This is a genomic window from Bacteroides sp. A1C1 (assembly GCF_004328515.1).
GTDB classification, from domain to species: Bacteria; Bacteroidota; Bacteroidia; order Bacteroidales; family Bacteroidaceae; genus Bacteroides; species Bacteroides uniformis.
Genome location: NZ_CP036491.1, coordinates 2,252,050 through 2,275,133, shown reverse-complemented (window position 1 = coordinate 2,275,133; position 23,084 = coordinate 2,252,050). Strand labels below are relative to the sequence as shown.

General features: G+C 46.4%; 14 protein-coding genes. 3 read left to right on the top strand and 11 right to left on the bottom strand.

The window, feature by feature from the left end:
- Positions 1–9 precede the first annotated feature (9 nt).
- Entirely contained in the window at positions 10–4,266 is a 4,257-nt protein-coding gene (locus EYA81_RS09240; protein WP_120139008.1) for a glycoside hydrolase family 2 TIM barrel-domain containing protein, read from the top strand.
- Between the two features lie 94 nt (positions 4,267–4,360).
- On the opposite strand, the gene mutS is transcribed toward EYA81_RS09240, so the two are convergent.
- The 5 genes from mutS to EYA81_RS09215 all read right to left on the bottom strand — a co-directional run bounded on the left by mutS (position 4,361) and on the right by EYA81_RS09215 (position 10,392).
- Positions 4,361–6,976: a DNA mismatch repair protein MutS gene (mutS, locus tag EYA81_RS09235; RefSeq protein WP_131225657.1), complete on the bottom strand. Its 2,616-nt coding sequence runs from the start codon at positions 6,974–6,976 to the stop codon at positions 4,361–4,363.
- Between the two features lie 708 nt (positions 6,977–7,684).
- Entirely contained in the window at positions 7,685–8,497 is an 813-nt protein-coding gene (locus EYA81_RS09225) for an SPFH domain-containing protein (RefSeq protein ID WP_005824816.1), read from the bottom strand.
- A 450-nt stretch (positions 8,498–8,947) separates the two neighbouring features.
- Positions 8,948–9,412, bottom strand: a complete 465-nt coding sequence (locus tag EYA81_RS09220) for a DUF3836 domain-containing protein (protein ID WP_117599908.1) — start codon at positions 9,410–9,412, stop codon at positions 8,948–8,950.
- Positions 9,413–9,623: 211 nt separating this feature from the next.
- Positions 9,624–9,764 carry a hypothetical protein gene (locus EYA81_RS19200; protein WP_005824809.1) on the bottom strand — a complete coding sequence of 47 codons (141 nt, stop codon included), beginning with the start codon at positions 9,762–9,764 and terminating at the stop codon, positions 9,624–9,626.
- A 271-nt stretch (positions 9,765–10,035) separates the two neighbouring features.
- Positions 10,036–10,392 (bottom strand): cupin domain-containing protein, encoded by a 357-nt coding sequence (locus EYA81_RS09215; RefSeq protein WP_005824807.1) that lies wholly within the window; start codon positions 10,390–10,392, stop codon positions 10,036–10,038.
- Positions 10,393–10,591: 199 nt separating this feature from the next.
- Between EYA81_RS09215 and EYA81_RS09210 the strand changes: the two genes are divergently transcribed.
- Positions 10,592–11,857, top strand: coding sequence for a S41 family peptidase (locus EYA81_RS09210; protein ID WP_117599909.1), 1,266 nt, complete (start codon positions 10,592–10,594; stop codon positions 11,855–11,857).
- A gap of 85 nt (positions 11,858–11,942) precedes the next feature.
- Here the strand turns inward: EYA81_RS09210 and EYA81_RS09205 are convergent, their stop codons facing one another.
- From EYA81_RS09205 to EYA81_RS09195, 3 genes are all read right to left on the bottom strand, one after another.
- Positions 11,943–12,368 (bottom strand): DUF3836 domain-containing protein, encoded by a 426-nt coding sequence (locus EYA81_RS09205; RefSeq protein ID WP_005824804.1) that lies wholly within the window; start codon positions 12,366–12,368, stop codon positions 11,943–11,945.
- A 290-nt stretch (positions 12,369–12,658) separates the two neighbouring features.
- The gene (locus EYA81_RS09200; RefSeq protein WP_117599910.1) at positions 12,659–13,525 is read right to left on the bottom strand and encodes a hypothetical protein; all 867 of its coding nucleotides are present in this window, start codon (positions 13,523–13,525) and stop codon (positions 12,659–12,661) included.
- Between the two features lie 110 nt (positions 13,526–13,635).
- A complete protein-coding gene (locus tag EYA81_RS09195) occupies positions 13,636–14,334 on the bottom strand; it encodes a response regulator transcription factor (protein ID WP_009037487.1) in 699 nt (232 codons plus the stop codon).
- Positions 14,335–14,505: 171 nt separating this feature from the next.
- Here EYA81_RS09195 and EYA81_RS09190 point away from each other — a divergent pair, with 171 nt between their 5' ends.
- A complete protein-coding gene (locus EYA81_RS09190; protein WP_227187434.1) occupies positions 14,506–14,979 on the top strand; it encodes a metalloprotease family protein in 474 nt (157 codons plus the stop codon).
- Between the two features lie 2 nt (positions 14,980–14,981).
- Here the strand turns inward: EYA81_RS09190 and EYA81_RS09185 are convergent, their stop codons facing one another.
- From EYA81_RS09185 to EYA81_RS09175, 3 genes are all read right to left on the bottom strand, one after another.
- Positions 14,982–17,207: a sensor histidine kinase KdpD gene (locus EYA81_RS09185; protein ID WP_009037489.1), complete on the bottom strand. Its 2,226-nt coding sequence runs from the start codon at positions 17,205–17,207 to the stop codon at positions 14,982–14,984.
- Between the two features lie 136 nt (positions 17,208–17,343).
- Entirely contained in the window at positions 17,344–19,428 is a 2,085-nt protein-coding gene (locus EYA81_RS09180; RefSeq protein WP_008662208.1) for a DUF2961 domain-containing protein, read from the bottom strand.
- Between the two features lie 11 nt (positions 19,429–19,439).
- Positions 19,440–23,051 (bottom strand): glycoside hydrolase family 38 C-terminal domain-containing protein, encoded by a 3,612-nt coding sequence (locus EYA81_RS09175; protein WP_117599912.1) that lies wholly within the window; start codon positions 23,049–23,051, stop codon positions 19,440–19,442.
- Positions 23,052–23,084: the final 33 nt, after the last annotated feature.

Here is a 23,084-nt window from a genome sequence, read left to right as displayed (position 1 = left end):
TCTGTATTTATGAAAAGAAGCTCTTTTTTGAGTATCGCATTCACCGGGCTGCTTGCTACCGCAACAGCGCAAACTCACGAACAACCCGAATGGAATGACCTGAACATTTCGGGAGTGAACAAAGAAACGGCATGCCAAACCGCTATTCCCTTTGCCGACGAAGGACAAGCCCTACGCCTGAGCATCGAGGAATCCCCCTATTATCAAACTCTGAACGGTACATGGAAATTCCATTGGGTGGCCGATCCCGAAAAACGGCCGAAGGATTTCTTCAAGCCCGACTACGACGTAAGTGGCTGGGATAACATCAAAGTGCCCGCCACATGGCAGATAGAGGCTGTACGCCATAATAAGCCCTGGGACAAGCCTTTGTATTGTAATACCATTTACCCTTTCTGTGATTACAGTAAAGGAGTACAATGGCCCAACGTCATCCAACCTCGCCCGGCAGACTATACTTTTGCCAACATGCCCAATCCCGTAGGCAGTTACCGACGTGAATTCACTTTGCCCACATCTTGGAAGGGCAGAGATGTATTTATTCGCTTCAATGGAGTGGAAGCAGGTTTCTATCTTTGGTTGAACGGTAAAAAAGTGGGCTATTCAGAAGACAGCTACTTACCTGCCGAGTTCAATCTGACTCCCTATTTACAAGAAGGAAAAAACACATTGGCAGTTGAAGTGTACCGTTTCACCGATGGAAGTTTTCTTGAATGTCAAGATTTCTGGCGGTTCAGCGGTATCTTCCGCGATGTATTCCTATGGTCAGCACCACGCACGCAAATTAGGGACTTCTTCTTCCGAACCGACTTGGACGGAGATTATCGTAATGCTACAGTTTTTTTGGACGTGGAAATCACCGGTAAGAAAAGTTCTGCCGAACTCATAGTGAAGCTCTCCGACACAGAAGGAAAGGAAGTGCTATCACGCACTATCCACGCCACAAAAATAGGTAGTACCCATCTGGAATTCGATGTGAAGAACCCACTGAAATGGACAGCCGAAACACCCAGCCTCTACAACCTGACCCTGACCCTAAAACAGAAAGGAAAAGTGACAGACCTACGTAGTGTAAAGGTAGGCTTCCGCGAAATAGAGTTTGCCAAAAACGGACAACTGCTGATTAACGGCAAACCCACTCTTTTCAAAGGTGTCAACCGCCACGATCACAGCCCATTGAATGGCCGTACCGTCTCCAAAGAAGAGATGGAAAAGGACGTACAACTAATGAAAGCGCTGAACGTAAATGCTGTCCGTACCTCCCATTACCCCAACAACCCTTACTTTTACGACCTATGCGACCGCTATGGCATCTATGTATTGGCAGAAGCCAATGTAGAGTGCCACGGCGAAATGCGTCTCTCACACGAGCCACAGTGGGAAAAATCATTCACCGAGCGCAACGAGAACCAAGTGAAACGTTTCCGTAACCACGCTTCCATCGTAATGTGGTCCATGGGCAACGAATCGGGAAACGGAAACAACTTCTCCACTGCTGAAAAGGCCATCAAACGTTTGGATACTACCCGCCCCACCCACTACGAGGGAAACAGTTCCTTCTGCGACGTGACCAGTTGCATGTACCCAAGTGTGGACTGGCTGGAAAACGTAGGCCGTGAACGATTGGAGAAAATACAAAAGGGCGAGATCGTGAAACCTCACGTAGTATGCGAGTATGCCCATGCCATGGGAAATTCCATAGGAAACTTCAAGGAATACTGGGAAACCTACGAACGCTATCCGGCACTCATCGGAGGTTTCATTTGGGATTGGGTGGACCAAAGCCTGCGTATGCCCACTCCCGACGGCAAAGGCTTCTACATGGCCGTAGGCGGTGACTTTGGTGACAAGCCCAACGACGGTAACTTCTGTACCAACGGCGTCATCTTCTCCGACCGTACATTATCTGCCAAATCCTATGAAATGAAGAAGATACATCAACCCATCCGCATAGAAGCATTAGGGAATGGCAAATATAGAATCAGCAACAAGCGATTCCATGCCAATATGGAAGACCTCTACGGGAGATACGAAATAACGGAAGATGGAAGGACCGTCTGCTCAGGCAATCTGGAAGATTTGAAGCTGGAAGCACAGGCAAGCAAAGTCATCACCCTGCCAGACATACCCGCAACGAAGGTACCCGGAGCAGAATACTTTATCAATTTCAGTTTCTGCCAAAAAAGAGATACCGAATGGGCAAAAGCCGACTACGAGGTAGCCACCGAACAATTCAAGCTATCAAGCAGCGAGAAACCTATATTCGTACCCGAAAAAGGAAACATCAATCTAAACGAAACTGCCGACGCATTGGTGGTGAAAGGTGAACGTTTTGAAGCTGTCTTCTCCAAGGAAGAAGGAACTTTATCGGCATATACATTGAATAATATCCCCCTGATAAGTAAAGGACTCGAACTGAACCTCTTCCGTGCTCCCACCGACAACGATAAACAGGTAAGTGGCGATTGGCAACGCAAAGGCCTTTACCAGCTGCAAGCGGAAACCGGCAAATGGGAAACCCACCAAGAAGAGGACAGAATAACCCTGCACATCCGGAACTGCCACAAAGGTAAACTCGGTTTTGAGTATCGCACAGAAATAGAATACACCGTAAATGCCGATGGTTCCATCATGGTGAACAGTGTCATCATCCCGGTATCCGACAGCGAAATCATTCCGCGTGTGGGCTATCGAATGGAACTGCCCGAAGGCTTCGAGCGTATGCGTTGGTATGGACGTGGCCCATGGGAAAACTACGTAGACCGCAAGGATGCCACCCCAATAGGCGTATACGAAAGTACAGTATCCGACCAATGGGTGAACTATGTAAAGCCTCAGGAGATGGGTAACCATGAAGAGGTACGCTGGATTTCCATCACCAACGCCGACGGTATGGGCTTCGTTTTCGTGGCAGGCGACCAAATGGCGGCTTCTGCCCTGCATGTCAGAGCACAAGACATGGCAGACCCCGACCATCTGCAAAAACTGATTCACAAATACGACATCCCGATGCGCAAGGAGACAGTTCTTTGTCTTGATGCCCACAATCGTCCTCTGGGCAACGCAAGCTGCGGTCCAGGCCCGATGAAAAAATACGAACTGCAAGCAACTCCCGTAGCATTCAGCTTCATCATGATGCCTTTGGAAAGAAGCTACACGCAAAGTGAGCTTACCAAGAAAGCACGCGTACAGATGCCTGCATGCATGCCCGTAATGGTAGAACGCGATAACAACGGTTACCTGCAAATGAGTACCGGAACTCCGGACGCGACCATCTTCTACAGCCTTAACGGTAACGAATACCGGGAATACACAGCTCCATTCGAGTTCATTGACGGTGGAAAGATACAAACATACGCTGTTTCTGGAAAATTAGGCAAGAGCCTGGTCACTACTATGGAACTACCCATATTCGTAGACCACTCGGCATGGAAGGTGGTCTCCTCCAGCAGCGACAGCCAAGGAGAAGAGGCGCAAAACGCCATCGATGGAGACCCTTCCACGTATTGGCACACCCGTTGGCACGAACCCATTCCAGAGTTTCCACACAGCATTGTGGTAGACATGGCTTCCCTACTGGTAGTGGACAAATTCATCTACACAGCACGACATTCCAATGATAACGGACACGTCAAAGACTACGAGCTAAGCTTCAGCAAAGACGGAAAAAATTGGGAAAGCACCGTCAAAGGTACATTCTCCAATCTGACGTCTGCCCAAACCATAACATTGGAAACACCCGTCACTGCCCGTTACTTCAAATTCGTTCCCTTGTCCGAAATGCACGGCAGGAAATGGGCTTCGGCAGCCGAACTGAATGTGAGCATCCTGAAAAACATCAGCGGAGCATCCCAGAGACAAATAGTGGTCTCCGTAGACAGCGATGCAGACAACAGCATGAAGCTGGCGGCAGACGGTAACATAAACACCTATTGGCACACGGTACACAACCAATTCTACATAGCTCCCTACCCTCATGAGATACATCTTTCCCTATCCAAAGAGGCCACTATAAAGGGTATCCGCTACACTCCGCGACAAGATAGCGAAGAAGGACGGATAGCTTCCTATGAAGTATATGCAAGCAAAGATGGAAAAAATTGGGGGCAGCCCATTATCTATGGCACCTTCCATATAGGTACAGCAACGCAAACTATAGAATTTACTCCTTGCCGGGCACGTTATGTGAAACTATTGGGATTATCGGCCCATGACAAAGGAAAGAAAGCTGCCATAGCAGAATTAGAGATAATCTTGGAAGAATAATTTTAGAGGAAAAACTATTAACCATGGAGTTTCAGGGCTTGTGCAAAAACTTGTACAAGTCCTGAAATTCCACGTTTTCTCCTATAAGTAAAAATCACTTTCCCTTCACTATCCGCTTAATATCATTCAGCTTGTTCAGCGCCTCCAGCGGCGTCAAGTTATTCACATCCAGATTCAGTATCTCATCGCGTATCTGGCACAGCACCGGGTCGTCGAGCTGAAAGAAGCTGAGCTGCATACCACCGCGTGTCTCTCCCACTTCCACCATCGGTTTGCTGGAAATCCCCTGCTGGCGGTTGTCTGTTTCCAGTTGTTTCAGAATGTCATTGGCACGCTTCACGATGCTTTTGGGCATACCCGCCATTTTGGCTACATGAATACCGAAGGAGTGTTCGCTGCCACCGCGCTCCAATTTGCGCAGGAAGATGACTTTGTTATCTATCTCCTTCACCGAAACGTTGTAGTTCTTAATACGCTTGAAGCTTTTCTCCATCTCGTTCAACTCATGGTAGTGCGTGGCAAACAAGGTGCGTGCCTTCGCCTTTGGATGCTCATGGATATGCTCCACAATCGCCCAGGCGATGGAAATACCGTCGTACGTAGAAGTACCGCGTCCCAGCTCGTCGAACAGCACCAGGCTGCGGGGAGAAAGGTTGTTCAAGATATCCGCCGCCTCGTTCATCTCCACCATAAAGGTAGACTCGCCCACGGAAATATTATCGCTGGCACCCACACGGGTGAATATCTTATCCACCAAACCGATATGGGCACTCTCCGCAGGCACGAAACTGCCGATTTGAGCCAGCAGCGTAATCAGCGCCGTCTGCCTCAGCAAAGCGGACTTACCCGCCATGTTGGGACCCGTAATGATGATAATCTGCTGCGTCTGGCTGTCCAGCATCACATCGTTGGCAATATACTTCTCGCCGATGGGGAGCTGCTTCTCAATGACCGGATGCCGTCCCTGACGGATTTCCAACACGTCGTCGTCGGCAATGACGGGGCGTATATAGTTGTTCTCGCGCGCCGCTGTGGCAAAGGAGAGCAGGCAGTCCAACCGTGCTATCTGGTTCGCATTGATTTGAATGGCAGGAATGAACTCGCTCAAAGATTGTACCAGCTCTGCATAGAGTTGTGTTTCCAGTACCAGTATCTTGTCCTCCGCGCCGAGAATCTTCTCCTCGTACTCCTTCAATTCCTGGGTAATATAGCGCTCGGCATTGGCAAGGGTCTGTTTGCGTATCCACTCTGCCGGCACCTTGTCCTTATGCGTGTTGCGCACCTCAATGTAGTAGCCGAAGACATTGTTGTAGCCTATCTTCAAGCTGGGAATCTCTGTCAGTTCGCTCTCGCGCTGCTGTATCTGCAACAGATAATCCTTGCCGGAGTAGGCAATCCGGCGCAACTCGTCCAGCTCGGCACTGACACCGGATTTGATGACACCTCCCTTATTAATCAATAACGGCGGGTCATTGTCTATCTCCCGGTCAATGCGGTCGCGGATAAACTGGCAGATATTCAACTGCTCGCCTATATGGTTCAAGCTGGCATTATCGGCATCCATGCAAGCCGCCTTGATGGGTTCTATCGCCTGCAAAGCCACCTTCAGCGCCACCACCTCACGCGGAGAGACACGCCCTACCGCCACTTTGGAGATGATGCGTTCCAAGTCGCCAATCAAATGCAACTGCTCTTCTATCAACTCTTTGAAATCAGGCTGGCGGAAAAAGTATTCCACCACATTCAGCCGCTCGTTAATCGGCTGCACGTCCTTCAACGGGAATACCAGCCAGCGTTTCAGCAGGCGGGCACCCATCGGGCTGATGGTCTTGTCTATCACATTCAGCAGACTACTGCCACCGTCGTTCATCGACCCCATCAACTCCAGGCTGCGCACCGTGAACTTATCCAGGCGGACATACTTATCCTCCTCGATGCGTGCCAGCGAAGTGACATGCCCTATCTGCGTATGCTGCGTCATGATGAGGTATTGCAGGATGGCTCCCGAAGCGATGATACCGTTCTTGAGATGCTCCACACCGAAGCCTTTCAAGTTCTTCACCTCGAAATGCTTCAGCAGCTTTTCGCGGGCAGATGTCTCGGTAAACACCCAGTCGTCCAACTCGAAGGTGAAGAACTTGCTGCCGAAGTTTCCTTCGAACATCAGCCGCTTGCCACGCTCGAAAAGCACCTCTTTGGGGGCAAAGTTGTTCAGCAGCTTGTCCACATAGTCGAAAGGTCCTTCCGCCGTCAGAAATTCGCCCGTAGATATGTCCAGGAAAGCCACACCGCAGGCACCCTTACCGAAATGCACGGCAGCCAGGAAGTTGTTCTCCCGGTAGTTCAGCACATTGTCGTTGATGGAAACTCCCGGCGTCACCAGCTCCGTGATGCCGCGCTTCACCAGTTTCTTCGTCAGCTTCGGGTCCTCCAACTGGTCGCAGATGGCCACACGCTTGCCGGCACGTATCAGCTTGGGCAGATAGGTGTCGAGCGCATGATGCGGGAAACCCGCCATTTCGATGGTTTTCCCCTTGCCATTGGCACGTTTGGTCAAGGTAATACCGAGGATTTCGGACGCGACGACGGCATCGGTGGAATAGGTTTCATAGAAGTCACCACAACGAAACAGCATGACAGCATCGGGATGCTTTGCCTTCAAGTCGAGGAACTGCTTCATCATCGGGGTAAGGACAATATCTTCGTGCATACAAGTCTTTAATTTTTAATTTCCAAAGCTTTGAGCCAAGAGAGCAGGAAATCGTCAAGTAAGACCCAAAACTTAATGTGACAAAGATAATTCTTTTTTAGAAAACAGCCACGGAGAGGCTTCAAAACCTTAGCAAGCCTTAACAAAGAGACGCATTTTCCTAAAACATGTTATAAAACAGTCTTTTTTATTTGCTTTATTTGGAGATAAGCAAAAAGTTCGTACCTTTGCAATGTGTTTTTCATAGTATTAGATTTAAGGTTAACAAAGGTTGGAGTACAGCGGTACTCCTTTTTTTATGCCCATACCTTTCGTATCTTTCCCCTTTTCCCTTACAAAAGTACATATTCACTCGGCGAAACGCCCTTTATCTTCTTGAAAACCTTGTTCATGCGATCCCAACAAGGATGAGCAACAGTTGTCTCCCATTTACTACATTCCCTATTTAAGCAACAATTCCTGCAATACTGCATTTTAAATTCTTGCTTACTAAAACTTATTCGTCCGACAGCCGTTGAATTATCGTCCGACAATTGTCGGACGATAATTCAACGGCTGTCGGACGATAATTCAACAAGTATCGGACGAATAAATCTTAGCAAATAGAGAGATAGATGGCTTACCGCTTGATTTATTTGTGATTATCCGCGCACACAATCAGTACCTCCCCAAAAGAATCAAGTTGCCAATGGGGTCTCATAGAGATTGTCATTGCAACTTCAGGAATGGCAACGTATTTCCACCGGTAGACAACGGCAATTTCCCGTCCCATTTCTCCACAGCCTTTAGTTGAATCAATTCCGGCGTGATGCTTTGTTGAAGGATACGGTTGGCATCTGCCTTACCCTTGGCGGCAGCTACTACCTTTTCCGCCTCGGCTATAGCGGCTTTCTTTTCATTCTCCACCTTCAAGGCATTCTGCACAGCAGTATTCTTTTCGTCAATGGCAGCTTGCAGCACATCGTTGGGTTTCACGGACGACTGTATGTTGGTAAACGTAAAGCCACGGGTACTGAGACGCTCCTTCAGTAATGCCTCCACCTCCTTCTCGAAAGCCGGACGGTTGTTGATGAGCGAATCCGTCTCATAGAGTCCTGCCACGTCCTTATAAGCGTTCTTCACTTCTGTCAGGATAACACTCTGTTCCAATTCTTCGGTAGTCTTGCGATAGCGTAGAAAAACTACTTTGGCATCCTCCCGCTCAATGAAGTATTCTATAGTAGGGTCTGTCTTGAAGATGGTTCCCTTCTTGTCCTGAATGTCGAAAGGTTCGTAGTCTACAATCTGCGCAAATGCAGGATATTCGAATAGCTGCTTGGCAAAACGGTTGTAAACCACCCATCCGGTTTCCACCTTGGCATCATCTACTCCACGCTCACTACCGGCCAGATTGACGATGATGCCCGTCTGTCCCGAATCAATACGCTCCACGGCAAACATGACCAAGAACAATACTATAATTCCAATGACTGCGACTCCTGCCGCGCCTACTCTCACTGTTGATTTGTTTGTGACTTTCATGGTGTTTTCTGTTAGTTTAATGAGTGAATAATGCTCCAAAGATATTTATAATTGTTTGTTCAAGAAAGGCAATCCGGTTATTTTTGGAAGAGAAGAAGGCCTCCCTCCCGCACACAGTGTAGAAAGGAGGCCCATAGTCTCTATATTTTCAGAATTTACTCAGTCACGATACGACCTGCCAACAGTGATTTCTTCAGATAACTTTCAGCACACTATAGGAATTACCCTCACTCCCACTGGACATGGTGCTGATTTCCTTTGCCACTTCTTTCAGTCTTGCCGGATTGCTGTATTTATATATAATTGTAGGATATACCTTTTTACAGAATTCTGTGCCAAATTACTTAAACGTTCGTGTTTGCGAAATAATATTGCCATAATGTCTTGGTTTTTAAAATAAATAGAATAGAAATCGTGTTTTCTTATTTCTCTGCCAATAACTGCACAGATTCACCCGTCATGTGATGGTGCTGTCAAGCTCCAGTCATTGTTCTTTTCGTCCCATTCGTAGCTGAGGTAGCGCAGGACACTGCTGTCGGTCTGCCGATAGACGGCTTTCTGCTTGATGTCGGTGTAGGCATTGCTTTGCTCGTTCCAGAGGGCGTATTCCACAGTGACGTCATCCGTATAGAAGAAGTTAAGACTGTGGTGCTTCTCAAAGCTTTGCGTGGATTCGTTCCATTTCAGCACTTCTTTTTGGGAGATGCGACCGGAGTTGTCGTAAATGTAATTGTACTTCAAGTGGTGGTGCAGGAATTTCTGATTCTCCACTTTGAATACGGTTTGTGTTTCCACACGGCCGTCGTTGGTTTCGGTATTATAGGCAAAGTTGTCTGTACGATTAACGGCTGCTGCGCTTACTACGTTTACTAAAGAGGTCATTGCGATGATTGCTGAAATTACTAAAGTCTTCATAATGGTTCTATTTTTTAAGTTATACATTTTGTTTCAAGTTCTTGTCTTTGGGGGAGTTGTTCCCTTTCGACATTGCAAAGATAGGAGGTGGTAAAAAGCTTTTAGGTTATCGTTACGTTAATGTTAGGTTAACGGAGATATTTATTACTTTTGCGCCCAAAACAAGAACAAAATGAAAACACGTTTCCTCTTATATCTTTCCTTTTCCAATCTATCGGAGACGTAACTGGATAGGCATACAGCAGACTGTCACCACATCTACTATTGAGAAGTACCATCTTTCTTCTATGTCGTCCCAAACGGTTCGGACTTTCTTCGCTTCGAAAAGCTTGATGGCATTATGCTGGGTCATGATATTATGTTTTCAATTTTTAGTTTTAAGCTCTTTGATTGGGTCCTCGTTATGTGACAGAAACAATGCTCTTTCTTCAATTTAATCATAATTTCTGTTTTATTGCATCAGTTGACATAGTCTGTTTTCTTAGGTATAGTACAAAATATATGATTATTTTGACTTAAAACAAATCGCAGTCAATAAATCACTGCACATCATATGACAATAGGGAATAGCCTGCACCACAGACCATCCCCTATCACCTTAATTCTACTTGTGTGACTTCCTCTTACTTCACCACACCGTCCGTCATCGTAAAGCCTTCCAGAGAGCCGGCTTTCACCTGAATACAAATCACACTGATGGCGCTGTCTGCCGCAGCCGACAATTGGCGTTCTCCTGCCGGAGCCACGCGAAGCCAGTCACCCGCCTGCAGTTCTACGGTTTCTCCGTCAACCACCATGGTGCCGCGTCCGGAGAGGACGGCATAAATTTCTTCATTTTGCTTGTGCGAATGCACAAAAGGTACTCCTGCACCAGCCGGCAAATTGCTGATAGATACTTCTGCACCAGTCAGATTCAATGAATCGTGCAACTCGACACGTGCCTCGCCTGCAGGCACATTTACTTTCTGATAGTTCTTCATAATCACTTCTCCTTAGTATGTTTTGATTTATGGCTGCAAAGTTAGCCAACTACCAGACATCGTACAAGAAGGCACTTGAAGCTCAGTTAGTTACCTCCATGTTACCATTATTGGCAAATAAGGAGTTAGAAAAATAAGATTAACAAAAATTATTACTATTTTTGCCGAAAAAGCAAATATCGACTAAACTCTATAAAACATGAAGATTCTGAAAAAAATTTCAAAAGTAATAGTCATCGTAATGGCTGTACTGGCAACCATTTGGTGTGGTTTGTATGTTTATGCCAACTATTTCTATAATGACAAGCAGATTGATGTAGAAAACTTCTACATCGCGGAACTACCGTTACCCCCCTCGCAGTTTGAAGAAGATTTCAAAGAAATACACCAGATTGTCATGGAGAATTATTCATTATACCAGGCCAAGCATCTGAATATGGATTCATTGTATCAAGCTTGTGACGCCCGCGTTCGCCAGGCGCAGACCACCACAGACTACGGACTGATAGTGCAGGAATACATCTCTGCCTTACAATGCGCCCACGCCATTACCTGCTACAAGAGGTACACAGCCAATCAGCGCGTAGCCTTTATAGAGGATTCCTTGTTCGTTGACAAACCCAGTGACTATCTGACAGAATACGGCTTCCAGGACAAAGACCGGATTATAGCTATCAACGGACTCCCCTATAAACAATGGATTGAACAGAACGAAAAATATACCGAAGCATCTACCATCCCCCACAGACGGCTCCGTACAGCCTATGATGCGTTCCGTAGTTATGCAGACACCCTAAGAAACTATACACTGCTGAGAGGGGGCGATACTCTGACCGCCACCCTTCCCTTGAAACAAAGGGACTATTTTCCGGATAACGAAGAACAAACTGTGGAGAGCAGGATATTACAAGACAGCATTGGTTACCTTACCATCAAAACCATGATGAACCCCGTCATGGAAGATTTCAAGGCGGTCTATCCCAAAGTCAAGGATTTACCATACCTCATTATAGACGTACGTAGAAACGGCGGAGGAAACAGCATGAATGGAGTAAACATCTGCAAGTACTTCATCCGCGAAGCACAACCACACTGCGTCAGCAAGAGCTACATCATGCAGCCCGAAGCCGACGCCTATAAAGGTAAAATCTATCTGCTGACCGACACATATACGCTCTCTGCTGCCGAGAGCTTCACACTCGACATGAAGGAAAGCGGAAATGTCACCCTCATCGGCGAAGCTACCGGAGGGGATACCGGCAATGGCCCCCGTCCTTTCTGTACCAAACAGCGGACCTATTTCCGTATCCCTACCCGCCAGCCGGACGTCTCTTCTAAAGGTTTCCCCATGGAAGGTATAGGCATACCGCCCCATCATCAAGTATCCCAAACCGTAGCAGATTTCATGAAGGATGAAGATACAGTGCTGAATTATGCTGTCGGACTGATAACAGAGAAACAATAATACATTTCCTCAACGAAAAAGAGCCAAGTATCAAAGGTGTGTCACCTCACGATACTTGGCTCTTTTGTATTTGATATATTATCCTTTATTTGGTACTTGCCAACATCAAAGCCGCATTGCTGTCATTCAGTTCGTAAACGGTAGTTTGCGTATAGCTGTCGTAACCATTAGTTCTACTGTTCCAACGGGCATAGTTCAACTCAACTTCACTGTCAGTGTATTCAACATCCAGCTTGAAATAAGGCACCCAGGCTTCCTTTACGCTATCCCACTTGAAAGCTTCCTTGCTCGTCACACGGTTCTCACTGTCATAAGTGTAAGTGTAGCGGAGGTGACGGAAAAGGTGTCCGTCCTCATTGCGGAAGATAGTCTTGGCGGTCATCAGTTCTCCGGTCATCTCCTCGTTTTTCACATAATCGGCAGGAGTTGTCGCGCTTGCAGAAAAGTTCATTACACTTGCCATTACCACTGCCATCATTACCACTGCTTTTGAAAATACTGTTGCTTTCATAATCGTTATTTTTTATTGTTATTACTTCTTTCTCTGAGGAGGTTGTTGTTTCATAACCGCCTTCGCCTATATATAGTCAATCTGCGTGCCAAAGAATTAAATCACTGATTATCAAAGAATAACTATTTTATAGTAATGTCCATTTTCGGACAACTGTCCGCACAAAAACGAACAGCAAAACAAAAAATAAACGAAATATCATGAAAGTATTTCTACATTAGCAATAATATTATGTAACAGTAGTAAATTGTTTGATGATTGTCCCTACAAAAAGCTGATTTATACTTATCTTATCTCAATGGCGGCATCTGAAAACGTGGTGGGGCAATAGTCGCTCCGCCACTGCCCCCTCTATTATCAAAGACGGTGTTACGCAGAATCTCATACAAGATTCCACCTACATCCAGACTTAATTTAAACTTGTCGAAATTATAATAGGGAATCACAACGGGAACCGTCTCCCAACGACCGCGATAAGCATCGTAATAACGTTGTACTCCAACTTCCATACCAAAACGTTCGGACATATCCAAAGACATGGTGGCACCGTAGCGGTGGGTATCCATCCCGTAAGTATTTCCTATGGCATACGAACCGAAAACCTTAAAAGCTACACGGTCCGAAGCCTGATACCGCAAAGCTCCCGAAGTACTGAAAGCCTGCCCGGTGGAATGAATCATATTTATCTTCATGGCATCTACGCCAAGCTGGAGCGTCAGCCTTTGGTTAAAGGCATGCTGATATCCCAGGGAAGCATTGTTGAAACGTCCGATACCCGGTACGCTGGTCTGCCCACCGGAACCGAATAACATGCCGTGAGGAAACTGTCTTAATACACCGCTTGTACTGTAATCTCCCCGAAATAGCAGGGAAGGATTGGTCTGATAAGGCAGACGAAGAGACTCTTTCAGTGAAAAATCGGGCAGGGAATAGGAGTGCTCCGGATGAAACATGGAAGAAGGGGCAGAGTTTTCAGAAGGAAGCTCAAAAGGAGAGAATAGAGATTCATTGAATTCCGGCTGTATCTGTATACTGTCACGAATGAAACATACACTGTCTTCCTGCGCAGAAAGCAATTGCGGCACAAAAGCCAACAGCAGGCAGATTCCCAAACGGCCACCAAGACAAGAGATACTGACTTTCCGTTTTATACGCATATACCCTCCTTCTTTATATTCATATAATACTGCTATACAAAAATAACGAAAATAAACCAGAAGAACAGTACATGTACTGCTAAATTATTGCAATATAGAAGGATACATTATTAATTTTCTATCAGTATCAATCCTACTCCTTTCACTGTTTTAATGGTTACCGACTCGTCTTCCGAAAGAAATTTCCGAAGTTTCGTCACAAATACATCCAGGCTGCGGGAAGCAAAGTAATCATCTTCCGTATTCCAGAATTTATCCAAGATAGCTTCCCGGCGGATAACGTCTCCCCGCTTCTCACAAAGCATCTGCAACAAACCTGTCTCGCGCACAGTCAAAGTCTTGTTTACACCCGAAGCATGTTTCAAAGTGGCATGTGTGGCATCCAACACATATTCCTTGCCTATCTTGTAGCATTGACTCGTGTCTTTCGATTTTTCGCCTTTGGAAAGCTTCAATAAGGCGTGGACATGTGCATCCAGTTCTTCGGGAATGAACGGTTTCTTTATATAGTTATTGGCACCGATTTCATAACCTTTTACCACATCTTTAGGAGATATCAGGGCAGAGGAGAACAGAATCGGAGTTTCCCCATCTGTCTCGCGGATACGCTTCACCATCTCGTAACCGTTCATAACGGGCATTTCTATATCAGATACTATCACATCAGGATGTTGTTCTTTCCACTGTTTCAAGCCCTCCTCGCCATTGGCGGCAGCAATCACTTCATAACCGCCTATCATATCTTCCAACCCGCCCTGAACTATATATCTCAAGCTTGCATCGTCTTCTACCAACAATAACTTTATCATAATGCGTTTATTATATATTGCAAAAATAAGGAAAAGAATGAATGCAACAGTCATATTGCTATAAAATAAACGAGGAAAACAACGCCTCTTAACCTAATATTAACGTAGCGATAACTTATGAAGCATGTGCCCCACTCTACCTTTGCAACATCAATACAAAAAATCCACACTATGAAAGCAGATATTTCAATAACAAAAAGCCGAAAAGGGACAGAGATAGTAGTTTCGGGCAAGAGGATTAATAAATACGGCATCATAGCTGCCATAGTATTTGCAGTACCAATGCTGATTCTGTTTCAGTCGATACATGGAGAAACAACCAGCCATCTATCGCTGGTCAGATTCTTCATGTGTATATTGGCAGCTGTCCTGGTAAATCTATTCCTACATAAACTGTTGTTCAGATTGTTTTCGCCGATACGCATGTGGCAATATCGCACCACATGCCTGCTGCCCTTCCTGCTACTGGGTATATTGCCCCTTATATATGGTATGACAAGTGGCAATTATGATGTCACACGATTTGGAATATTACTGGCTGTCATGAGTTTCGACGACCTTTACATCCTCTGGCAATTACGCTCATTCGGCGGAGACTCCTATATTACTGACAAATCAGAAGGATTGAATTTCCACGTGTGGTAAATTTATACAGTCTCAATAGGAAAGTAGAGTGTAAATTCACTGAAGCGCCCCTCTTCACTTTCCACTTCTACCCTGCCGCCATGTGCCAGCATCACCTGCTGTACATAATTCAGGCCCAGACCAAAACCTGCAGCACCGCCCCTTCCACTTCGCCCGACTGCTGCAGAACGTTCAAAACGGTTGAAGATAAGAGACTGGTCTTTTAAGGGAATACCCAATCCGTTGTCACACACCTTTATCTTGCAGAAGCCTTTCTCCGATTCGCAAATAATATCTATCTTTACCTCTTCATGGGAATATTTAATGGCATTGTCCAGCAGATTGCCCAACACTTCACGCAAACAGAAGGCATCGGCATACACCATTTCACAACGATGATAAACGGTCGTAAATTCTACCCTTTTGCTGGTTTTCAGAGAAATTTTGGCAATCATATCATCAAGTAAAGGCCGCAAAGGCACCTCTTCCTGATGGAGTTCCAAATGTCCCTCATCCAGCTTGGTAAGTACCAGTACACGATTGGAAAGGGTAAGCAGATGCTCACACTCTTCCATCATCGCCTGCCGGTATTTCTCTTCTTTTCCGGGCTTACCGGACAATTTGCCGCTATTCAGAATATGAGCTCCCATCAGGATGGAACTCAGAGGAGACTTCATGTCGTGTATCATAGCATAAGTAAAATCCTTCTGGAATTGCTCCAAATGCCGCTGTGTACGCAAAACTTTCACCTGGCCGAGAATACAGTCCAACACCACCAAAAACATCACCCAAAGAGGCAGAAACAGATACCATACGGAACTTATGACGTAGCGATACGGATTCTTCACCACACCTTGTATACAAAGGATGCTGTCCTCCTTCAACGGTATAAACCGGGAAGAAATATCCTGATATTTTGCCGAGGCATATCCTGCTTCCACCACTGTACTATCGGAGGGAGCGTAGTACTGGCGGATACCACTCTTATAGGTCATTCCCAAGGCTTCCAACCTGGAAGCAAAAGCAGAATCGAGGTACTGCACGGAGAGAGGAAGTTCCATTCCGCTTTCATTGATGCTGCGCTGCATAATCAAAGCAGAGCGTAGTCGATAATTCAAATCGACCGGATTGTACATATGTACCACTCCAAAGCGGTTCACCTTATACTTCGACTGCTCTTTCTCCAGAAATTCCCTTTGCTCCTTTGCAAAAGGCGATTCAACACTCTCTTCCCATTCATCCTTTCCATCCCTATCAGTCTGTTCGTAGAGCAAAGAAAGGCGGCGTTTCAAGACCTCGTCATAAAAAGCCGCTTCAAAACAATCATTTACCTGATAGGCAGTTTCTTTGAAAGAAGCACGGTACAGATAGACAAACCAGACTACCATCAGCAGACAGCCGGCAATCAACCCGACAATCGAAAAGACTTTAAAAGAATATTGCTTGCGCACCTGCCGCTGCCGTTCGCTTTGCTTAGCTCCCGTAAGCGTATGTTCTGTCATGTCCAGCAAATGTTGCCCCGAGGCTTCTATATCTGCCCACCGGCTCTCCGATATCTGACTACGTACCTCACCTATCGGCAACCTCATCTTCTCTGCCAGCACATAAAAAGCAGACCGCTGCTTCTCAATATCATTACCTTGTTTAAGTATGGAATCCATTTGCCTGGCCCAACTGTACACCAGAAAAACAACCAAGAGAAGCGTAGGAAGGAACAAAAAGACTATATCCTTGACAAGCGGTATAAAAGGAGAAAACATGACAGCTTCAATGGCCTCTCCTTTCTTCTCATTCAACCAGGCTTTTTCCGAAAGAACAGACTTGAACCGTACATATACCGAACGCTTGCTTCTGTCCGTCGCAGGACGGATATTTACAGTCCGGTCTATATTTTTCCATTTCAGTTTCTTCTCTACCAACCTCGCCATCACATCTAATGGAATGGCGACATGATATACATCTTCGAGAAAGGAAGCTGCCTGCTGATAGTTTAAAAACATCTCATCTTCGAAAGACCTGATACTGTCTTTGGATAGATACGAGTAAAAAGGGATAGTCATGTCAGGAAACGGTAAATTATTAATCTCGTTGTCCACCGTTTCGATAAAAGCCAGACGGAAACATTCGTTCAGTGCGCGTTCCGCCTCTTTCTTGGTATTGTCGTAAGCATACATCATACCACCAATCTGCACCACAATTACCAGTAGCAGCCCTACAATAGAAAGGATATAGAGTGAACGAAGTTTCATCTTACCTATTATTTTGAGGACAAAGATAGCATTTTATCATAGAAAAAGAACTGATACAAAAAAGATAGCCTTGGACTTTTATTTATCCAAAGCTATCCATACAAGTACAATCCCTGCGATAGAGACGTCTACAGAATTATTTGCGAAGAGTCAACTTATCAATCCCAAAGAAACCGGTATCATGTCCCGGAGCCAGTGCAATCGACTCAATCTGCAACTCATTCTTTCCTTTTTTCAAATTGACCCGCCCAAGATTCACCAAAAGCAGAGACACTTCTCCATTGGTCAGACTGACTTCTGGAGTAATCACCTTATCATTTACACGAAGGGCAAATGTACCATAATCAGGCGCCACAGTGAACTGTATTTTCGCATAATAAGTTCCTTCCACTTCACTGTCAAAAACCAATGACAGCTTATCTCCCGGTTTAAACTCTTTCCAGTAGAGCTGCATACCCTCACTCCACAAGGGGTGGAAGTTGGTCTGCAATTCAACGGAACCCATATGCCCCGGACGAGGCTGCATGACTTCGCCCTCCACAACCAGACTCATCCCTGAACCGAAAATATCTGACGGTTGGTTGGCAACCCGTTCGCGTACATCGCTCACAAAGGGTTTTGGCTGTATTTCGCCTCCGGGAAGCATATACCAGAAGGTTATCGGAGCATAATTAAGGTGTATATTCGACCAATCGAATAACTCCATGTCAAAGCGCAGGCTCCGGGTAAACGGAATCGCATCCAAACTACGAACACGGGTATTCTGCGCCAAACCTATGTGAGCATAACAACCATCTCCTATGGGTTGGGCAACAAAAGGATGGTTTATCCACGGTTCATAGCGCCCCCAGGCATAGCCATAATAATCTTCTGTACCCGTTCCAAAGTGTGACGGAAAGGTTTCACCGTCCACATACACCTTTTCATCTCCTTCTCCCCACCAACCCAAGTTGGGGTTATAGACAGTAACCGCATCTCCCACATACACGCCCCTACCTTTAAGATCGGCAAACGTAAGGTCCTGGGCAAACTCATCGCCCCGGGCATGGATATGCGTAAACTGCTGCCATGTGGTACCAAAGTGCATGGAGCGCTCATCCCACTGCCACTTTCCACTAACTGCAGCAGCCTTGGATATCTCCACCGGCTGTTCCCCATAATTGGTCAAGGTAATCGTACAGTTCCGCTCGAAAGGCATCACCCACCATGCACTCATCACATCATCCTGCACGGCCCGCGTATACCACGTACCAGTTGCAACGGGATAATAGCCTACCCCAAAAAACTCACCGACCGGAGCCCAGACAGTTAGTTCCCCATCAAAGGCAATGGACAAAACCGTAGAGCGAAGTGCTTGGCGACGGTCATCGGCATCAATCCGCATCGAAAGACGACGAATGGCACGAGAGCCGTCAATCGTAAAACTACGGCTTTCACCCGGAGCCAGAGAAGCCGCCAGATTGAGCGTACTTTCTCTTCCCGCAAGCGGAGTATCAATACCAGGTGTTCCTTCCGACAGCTTCTTATTGACAGCAGCTATCAGCCGGGCATTCTTCTTCAACTCTTTGGCCGAGAAAGAAATCACCTTGACCGGAGAAGTATAAGTGCGGTAATTGATAGCATAGTATACAATGGTCTTACTCTCAATTTTCCCCTCCGGAGTAATCTTCAAGTCCGGCGATTCGATAGTCACCTTGCACCGCTTGGCATAAGGTATGGGCAAATATAAATTATGCCCTCTTTCTTCCATCGGAGCCTCATCGGGTACTGAAGTTGAAAGAGGTTCTCCACAAAGGACTTGCCCGCTCAATATATCACGTACATTGCCTTCAATTACCGGTTTTTCCTCATTGTCTATGTAGATACGCAGAGTCCCTTGTCCCCGATTTATGCCGGAGAAAGTCATCCAGAAACGAACTATGGCACCGGGGCCTTCGGCATCCATCATCACATATTCCGTCCTCCCTCCGTTCTCTTCCTGGCGGATAAACTGTCCTTGGTCGAAATTACCAAACCAGGCACGCTTATCCGTCATGTTATGCGAACTACGGTCGTAGCTGCTGAACTGCTTACACGTATAGGCATTTTCGGGCCAACGCGCCAGCACGGAACGGTCTGTCATCTCATGCAACAATGTCTTAAGAGAGATAACCGGGTCGGCCATAGCCAAACCGCTATAGAGAAATATCAACTGAATTACAAAAACTAGTTTTTTCATCATAACCGATTATTTTAGTAAATCTCCATCTCATTGATGCGTAACACCTTTCCTCCTGCATGCTGCATAGGACGGGTTATCATCAAGCGTACATAGCGTACCTGCGCCGGAGTGTCAATCATACGTGATACGACATTCTGCCGGTTTCCATCTATATTGTCAAGTGTCTTCCATTCTTCAGTCTGGCTGTTTCTGCCTTGCAGGAAGCAAGCGGAAGTAATGTACCCTTTGTCCTCACGGCCTGCATTCACCAGTTTCCAACCGCTCACAGTTTTCGCCTCACCCAAATCAAAATCCACATAGTTCAACGCACTTCCCACTTCACACCATTTGGTATCGACATCCCCGTCAACGATGCGTTCGGGCTTCTCATTATCATTAAAATAGCCGGAATAGGCGATAATCTTCGCGTCCTTCAACAGATTTTCTTTTTCCACCTCCACACTGTTCAACTCCATCTCATTGTCACGGATGGCTGTATGGAACAAGCTAGTGGCAACCTGGACGGGTTTCAGAGTTTCCTCCACCAATGTGGCAGCAAAAAGAACAACCTTTTCATTCTTCGGAAGTATAAGGCTGGCAGCACCTGCCGGAATATCAACACCGAACTTGAACATATAGGTAAACTCATAGGCCTCATCGGCTGTAGGAGAGTGGCGGTGAGTTCCCACATAAGCCACTTCGGCATCCTTCAGATAACCTTTGGTATGTCCCGAATGTCCCCACTGTCCGACAAATCCGGTATAGGAAGGTACAATGACCTCACTCTTGTTCCCTCCGCACCGGAAAGTGGCGGCATAGTCCCCGTCCGTAGCGGCAGCCAGAAAATACAGTTTATTATACTTTTTACCTTCCGGTAGAACAATAGTATCACCATTGCACGTCATTCCGTTGGCGGCATCTTTCTCGTCGAGCTGGAAAGGAATCCCGTTTACAGTCAGGGATTCGGGCAACAGTTCTGCCGCAAACGAATAACCCGACTCAAAATCAGCTTCACCGCGGAACTCGTTGAATGAGGAACATTTACAGTTATAGGACAACGGTAAAGAGGCATATTGCAATTGATAAGCGTCCTCGCCCGATGACTTCAAACGTACCTTGAATGTCTTTATAGAATAAGGCTTTATACTTACAGACAGCCCGTTTCCACTGAATTCGGCCGAACCGATACTCTTTTCAGTGCCATCCGCTTCGTAGGCACTGGCAATTTCGCCTGCAAAAGAAAGTACCGCATCCTGCACCTTCTCACCGCCTATCTCATAGACACGCACTACATACTCATCCGAGTTCTCGGCTTTCTTCAATGCCTTGATAATGACATTGCGGTTATTGGAAGAGACGAAAGAGAACTCCTTACCCAATGTACCCCTATGTTTATCGGTACGGAAAGCTTTCAGCTTCTGGTTCAATATCTCCGCCTTCTCTATGGTGACAGCCTTGTCAAGTCCACCGGCATGACCCACCAGACTGTATGTAAAGCAATGATGCCCGAAGTCCTGGCGGTTCTGGTAAGCATAATCCTTGTCTGTTTCGGGGGTATGCAGCAGGGTCAGGCGGAGGGTGTTGTCGTCCGGCTTGTCCCAGCCGTATTTGCTGTCATTCAAGACAGATATGCCATAGTTTCCACTACGGTCAGTCAAATCGGCCCAATACTGTGCATAGACTTCGTAGGCAGTCTCCGTATTGTTGCCCCGCCTCACACTTCCAAGTCCCAAATCGTAGGTGGCTTCCGTATTTGTCATGTTCAAAGGAAATTCGGCCTTCAATAAAGCATTGGACAACTGCCAGTCCACCTCATTGTAAAAGTCTATGCGGTCGGCACGGCTACCCTCATACAAACGGATGTACTGCTTGAAGAGTGACTCTCCATAACGTTTCTCGATGCAGAGTGACTTGCGCAGCTCACCATCCTCCACCAGTGTCATCTTCACATCCTCTGTGATGGAAACCGGTTCCCGGTCTATAGTCTCCTTCAAGATCTCCCAAGCAGGCCACATGTAGGACTTGTTCTGCGTGAAGAGTGCCAGACGAATGGATTTACCGGGTTTCACCAGCTCCTTGCCGTTCTTCTTGTCAAACAACGAAACGATATCACCCTTTGTATCCAGCGTTATCTTATAAATGGAATTCTCCAATGCATTGGAATCCACAGATACCCGGGTGTCAGCCGACGGACCAGAAGTACGGACATCATATACCGCATAACCGGTAGCGGGCACAATAGCCTCTATCAAGAGTCTGGCTTTACCGTCAGCATAGGACAGCAATTGGGCGGCCACTTTCCGGCCATTCATATCATATACGGTAATCCCTTTCGGTTTCTTTGGCAAGGCAAGTTCCACCTCTGCCATATCGGAAACCTGGAATCCAAGCGCATTGTAAAGCACCACCGGTATCCCTTTCACCCTGGTATCCATCTTTCTTGCCACAGCGTCAATGGAGGAAGTAAGAATACCGGAGAACTGCTTGAGGGAAATCAACTCGTCATTCCATGAGAATTCATAAGCCCGCGGTATACTTGTTCCCGTAAGGTCATCATGGAACTGATGGAAAATGAAACGCTGCCAGTTCTCAGTCAATGCAGCTCCGGGATAGGAAGCTTGGTTCAGCCATTCGGCTACAACGGAAGAGCGTTCCGCTGCATCCCCCAAAAGCTCATTCTGACGGTTGTACAGCTTCATGGCAGCCTGAGAAGTATAACATCCGGTACCGTGAACATCCATCAACAGTTCACCGTTGAACTTGGGCAGTTCCGGATGGCTTGCGTAAGGCTGGAAGTCTTTATATATCCGGTCACTCGTGGCACTGACAATCTGCAACGGACCATTGCCTTGCAAGCCTTTCTCTACGGCACGTACAGACTCCAATGTAGGTGAACCGCCTATGTCTCCCGTACCGTAATAGCGGTAGACCATGTGAAGCGGAGAGTGGCCGGTCAATTCCAACAAGTCCTTGTTTTCCGACAGGTCCCCGTCCTCAAAACGTTGGTTATAATCATATCCATGAGTCATCATGATGGTAGAGCCGTCTATACCTTGCCATAAGCCGACAGTGAAAGGATATTTGTCGTTACCGTAGAACGGTTTGTTGCGCCACTGCAACTTCTGGGAGGAGAAGCCGATCAGTCCGCAATGGGACGCAATGGCAGGAAGTGTCCAGCCAAAACCGAAACAGTCCGGTAAGAAAATGTCCGTGCTCTCCACACCGAATTCCTTCCGGTAATAATCCTGGCCGAGCATGATGTTACGAATCGCAGACTCTATGGAAGGAACCAGTGTATCAGTGGCATCCCAGCTGGCTCCACTAATATGCCAACGACCGCTCTCTATGAATTTCTTCATCTCTTCGTATTGCGCCGGATAATATTCCTTCATCCAAGCATACTTGACCGCACCTTCAAAATTAAAGATGTATTCCGGATATTGCTTCAGCAGAAACAAATTCTGACTGATCGTGTTCCATACATAATCCTTAATTGTGGTCTGGATATCCCAGTTCCACTGTGTGTCCAAATGTGCATCAGACACCATGTAGGCTTTCGGTTTTTGCGCCTGAGCATCATTCTGAGCATAGGTACCGCCACCCATTAGCAAGGCAGATACCAATACTGCAATCTGTTTTTTCATTTTCTGTTTATCTATTGTTTATTGTGTTTAGAT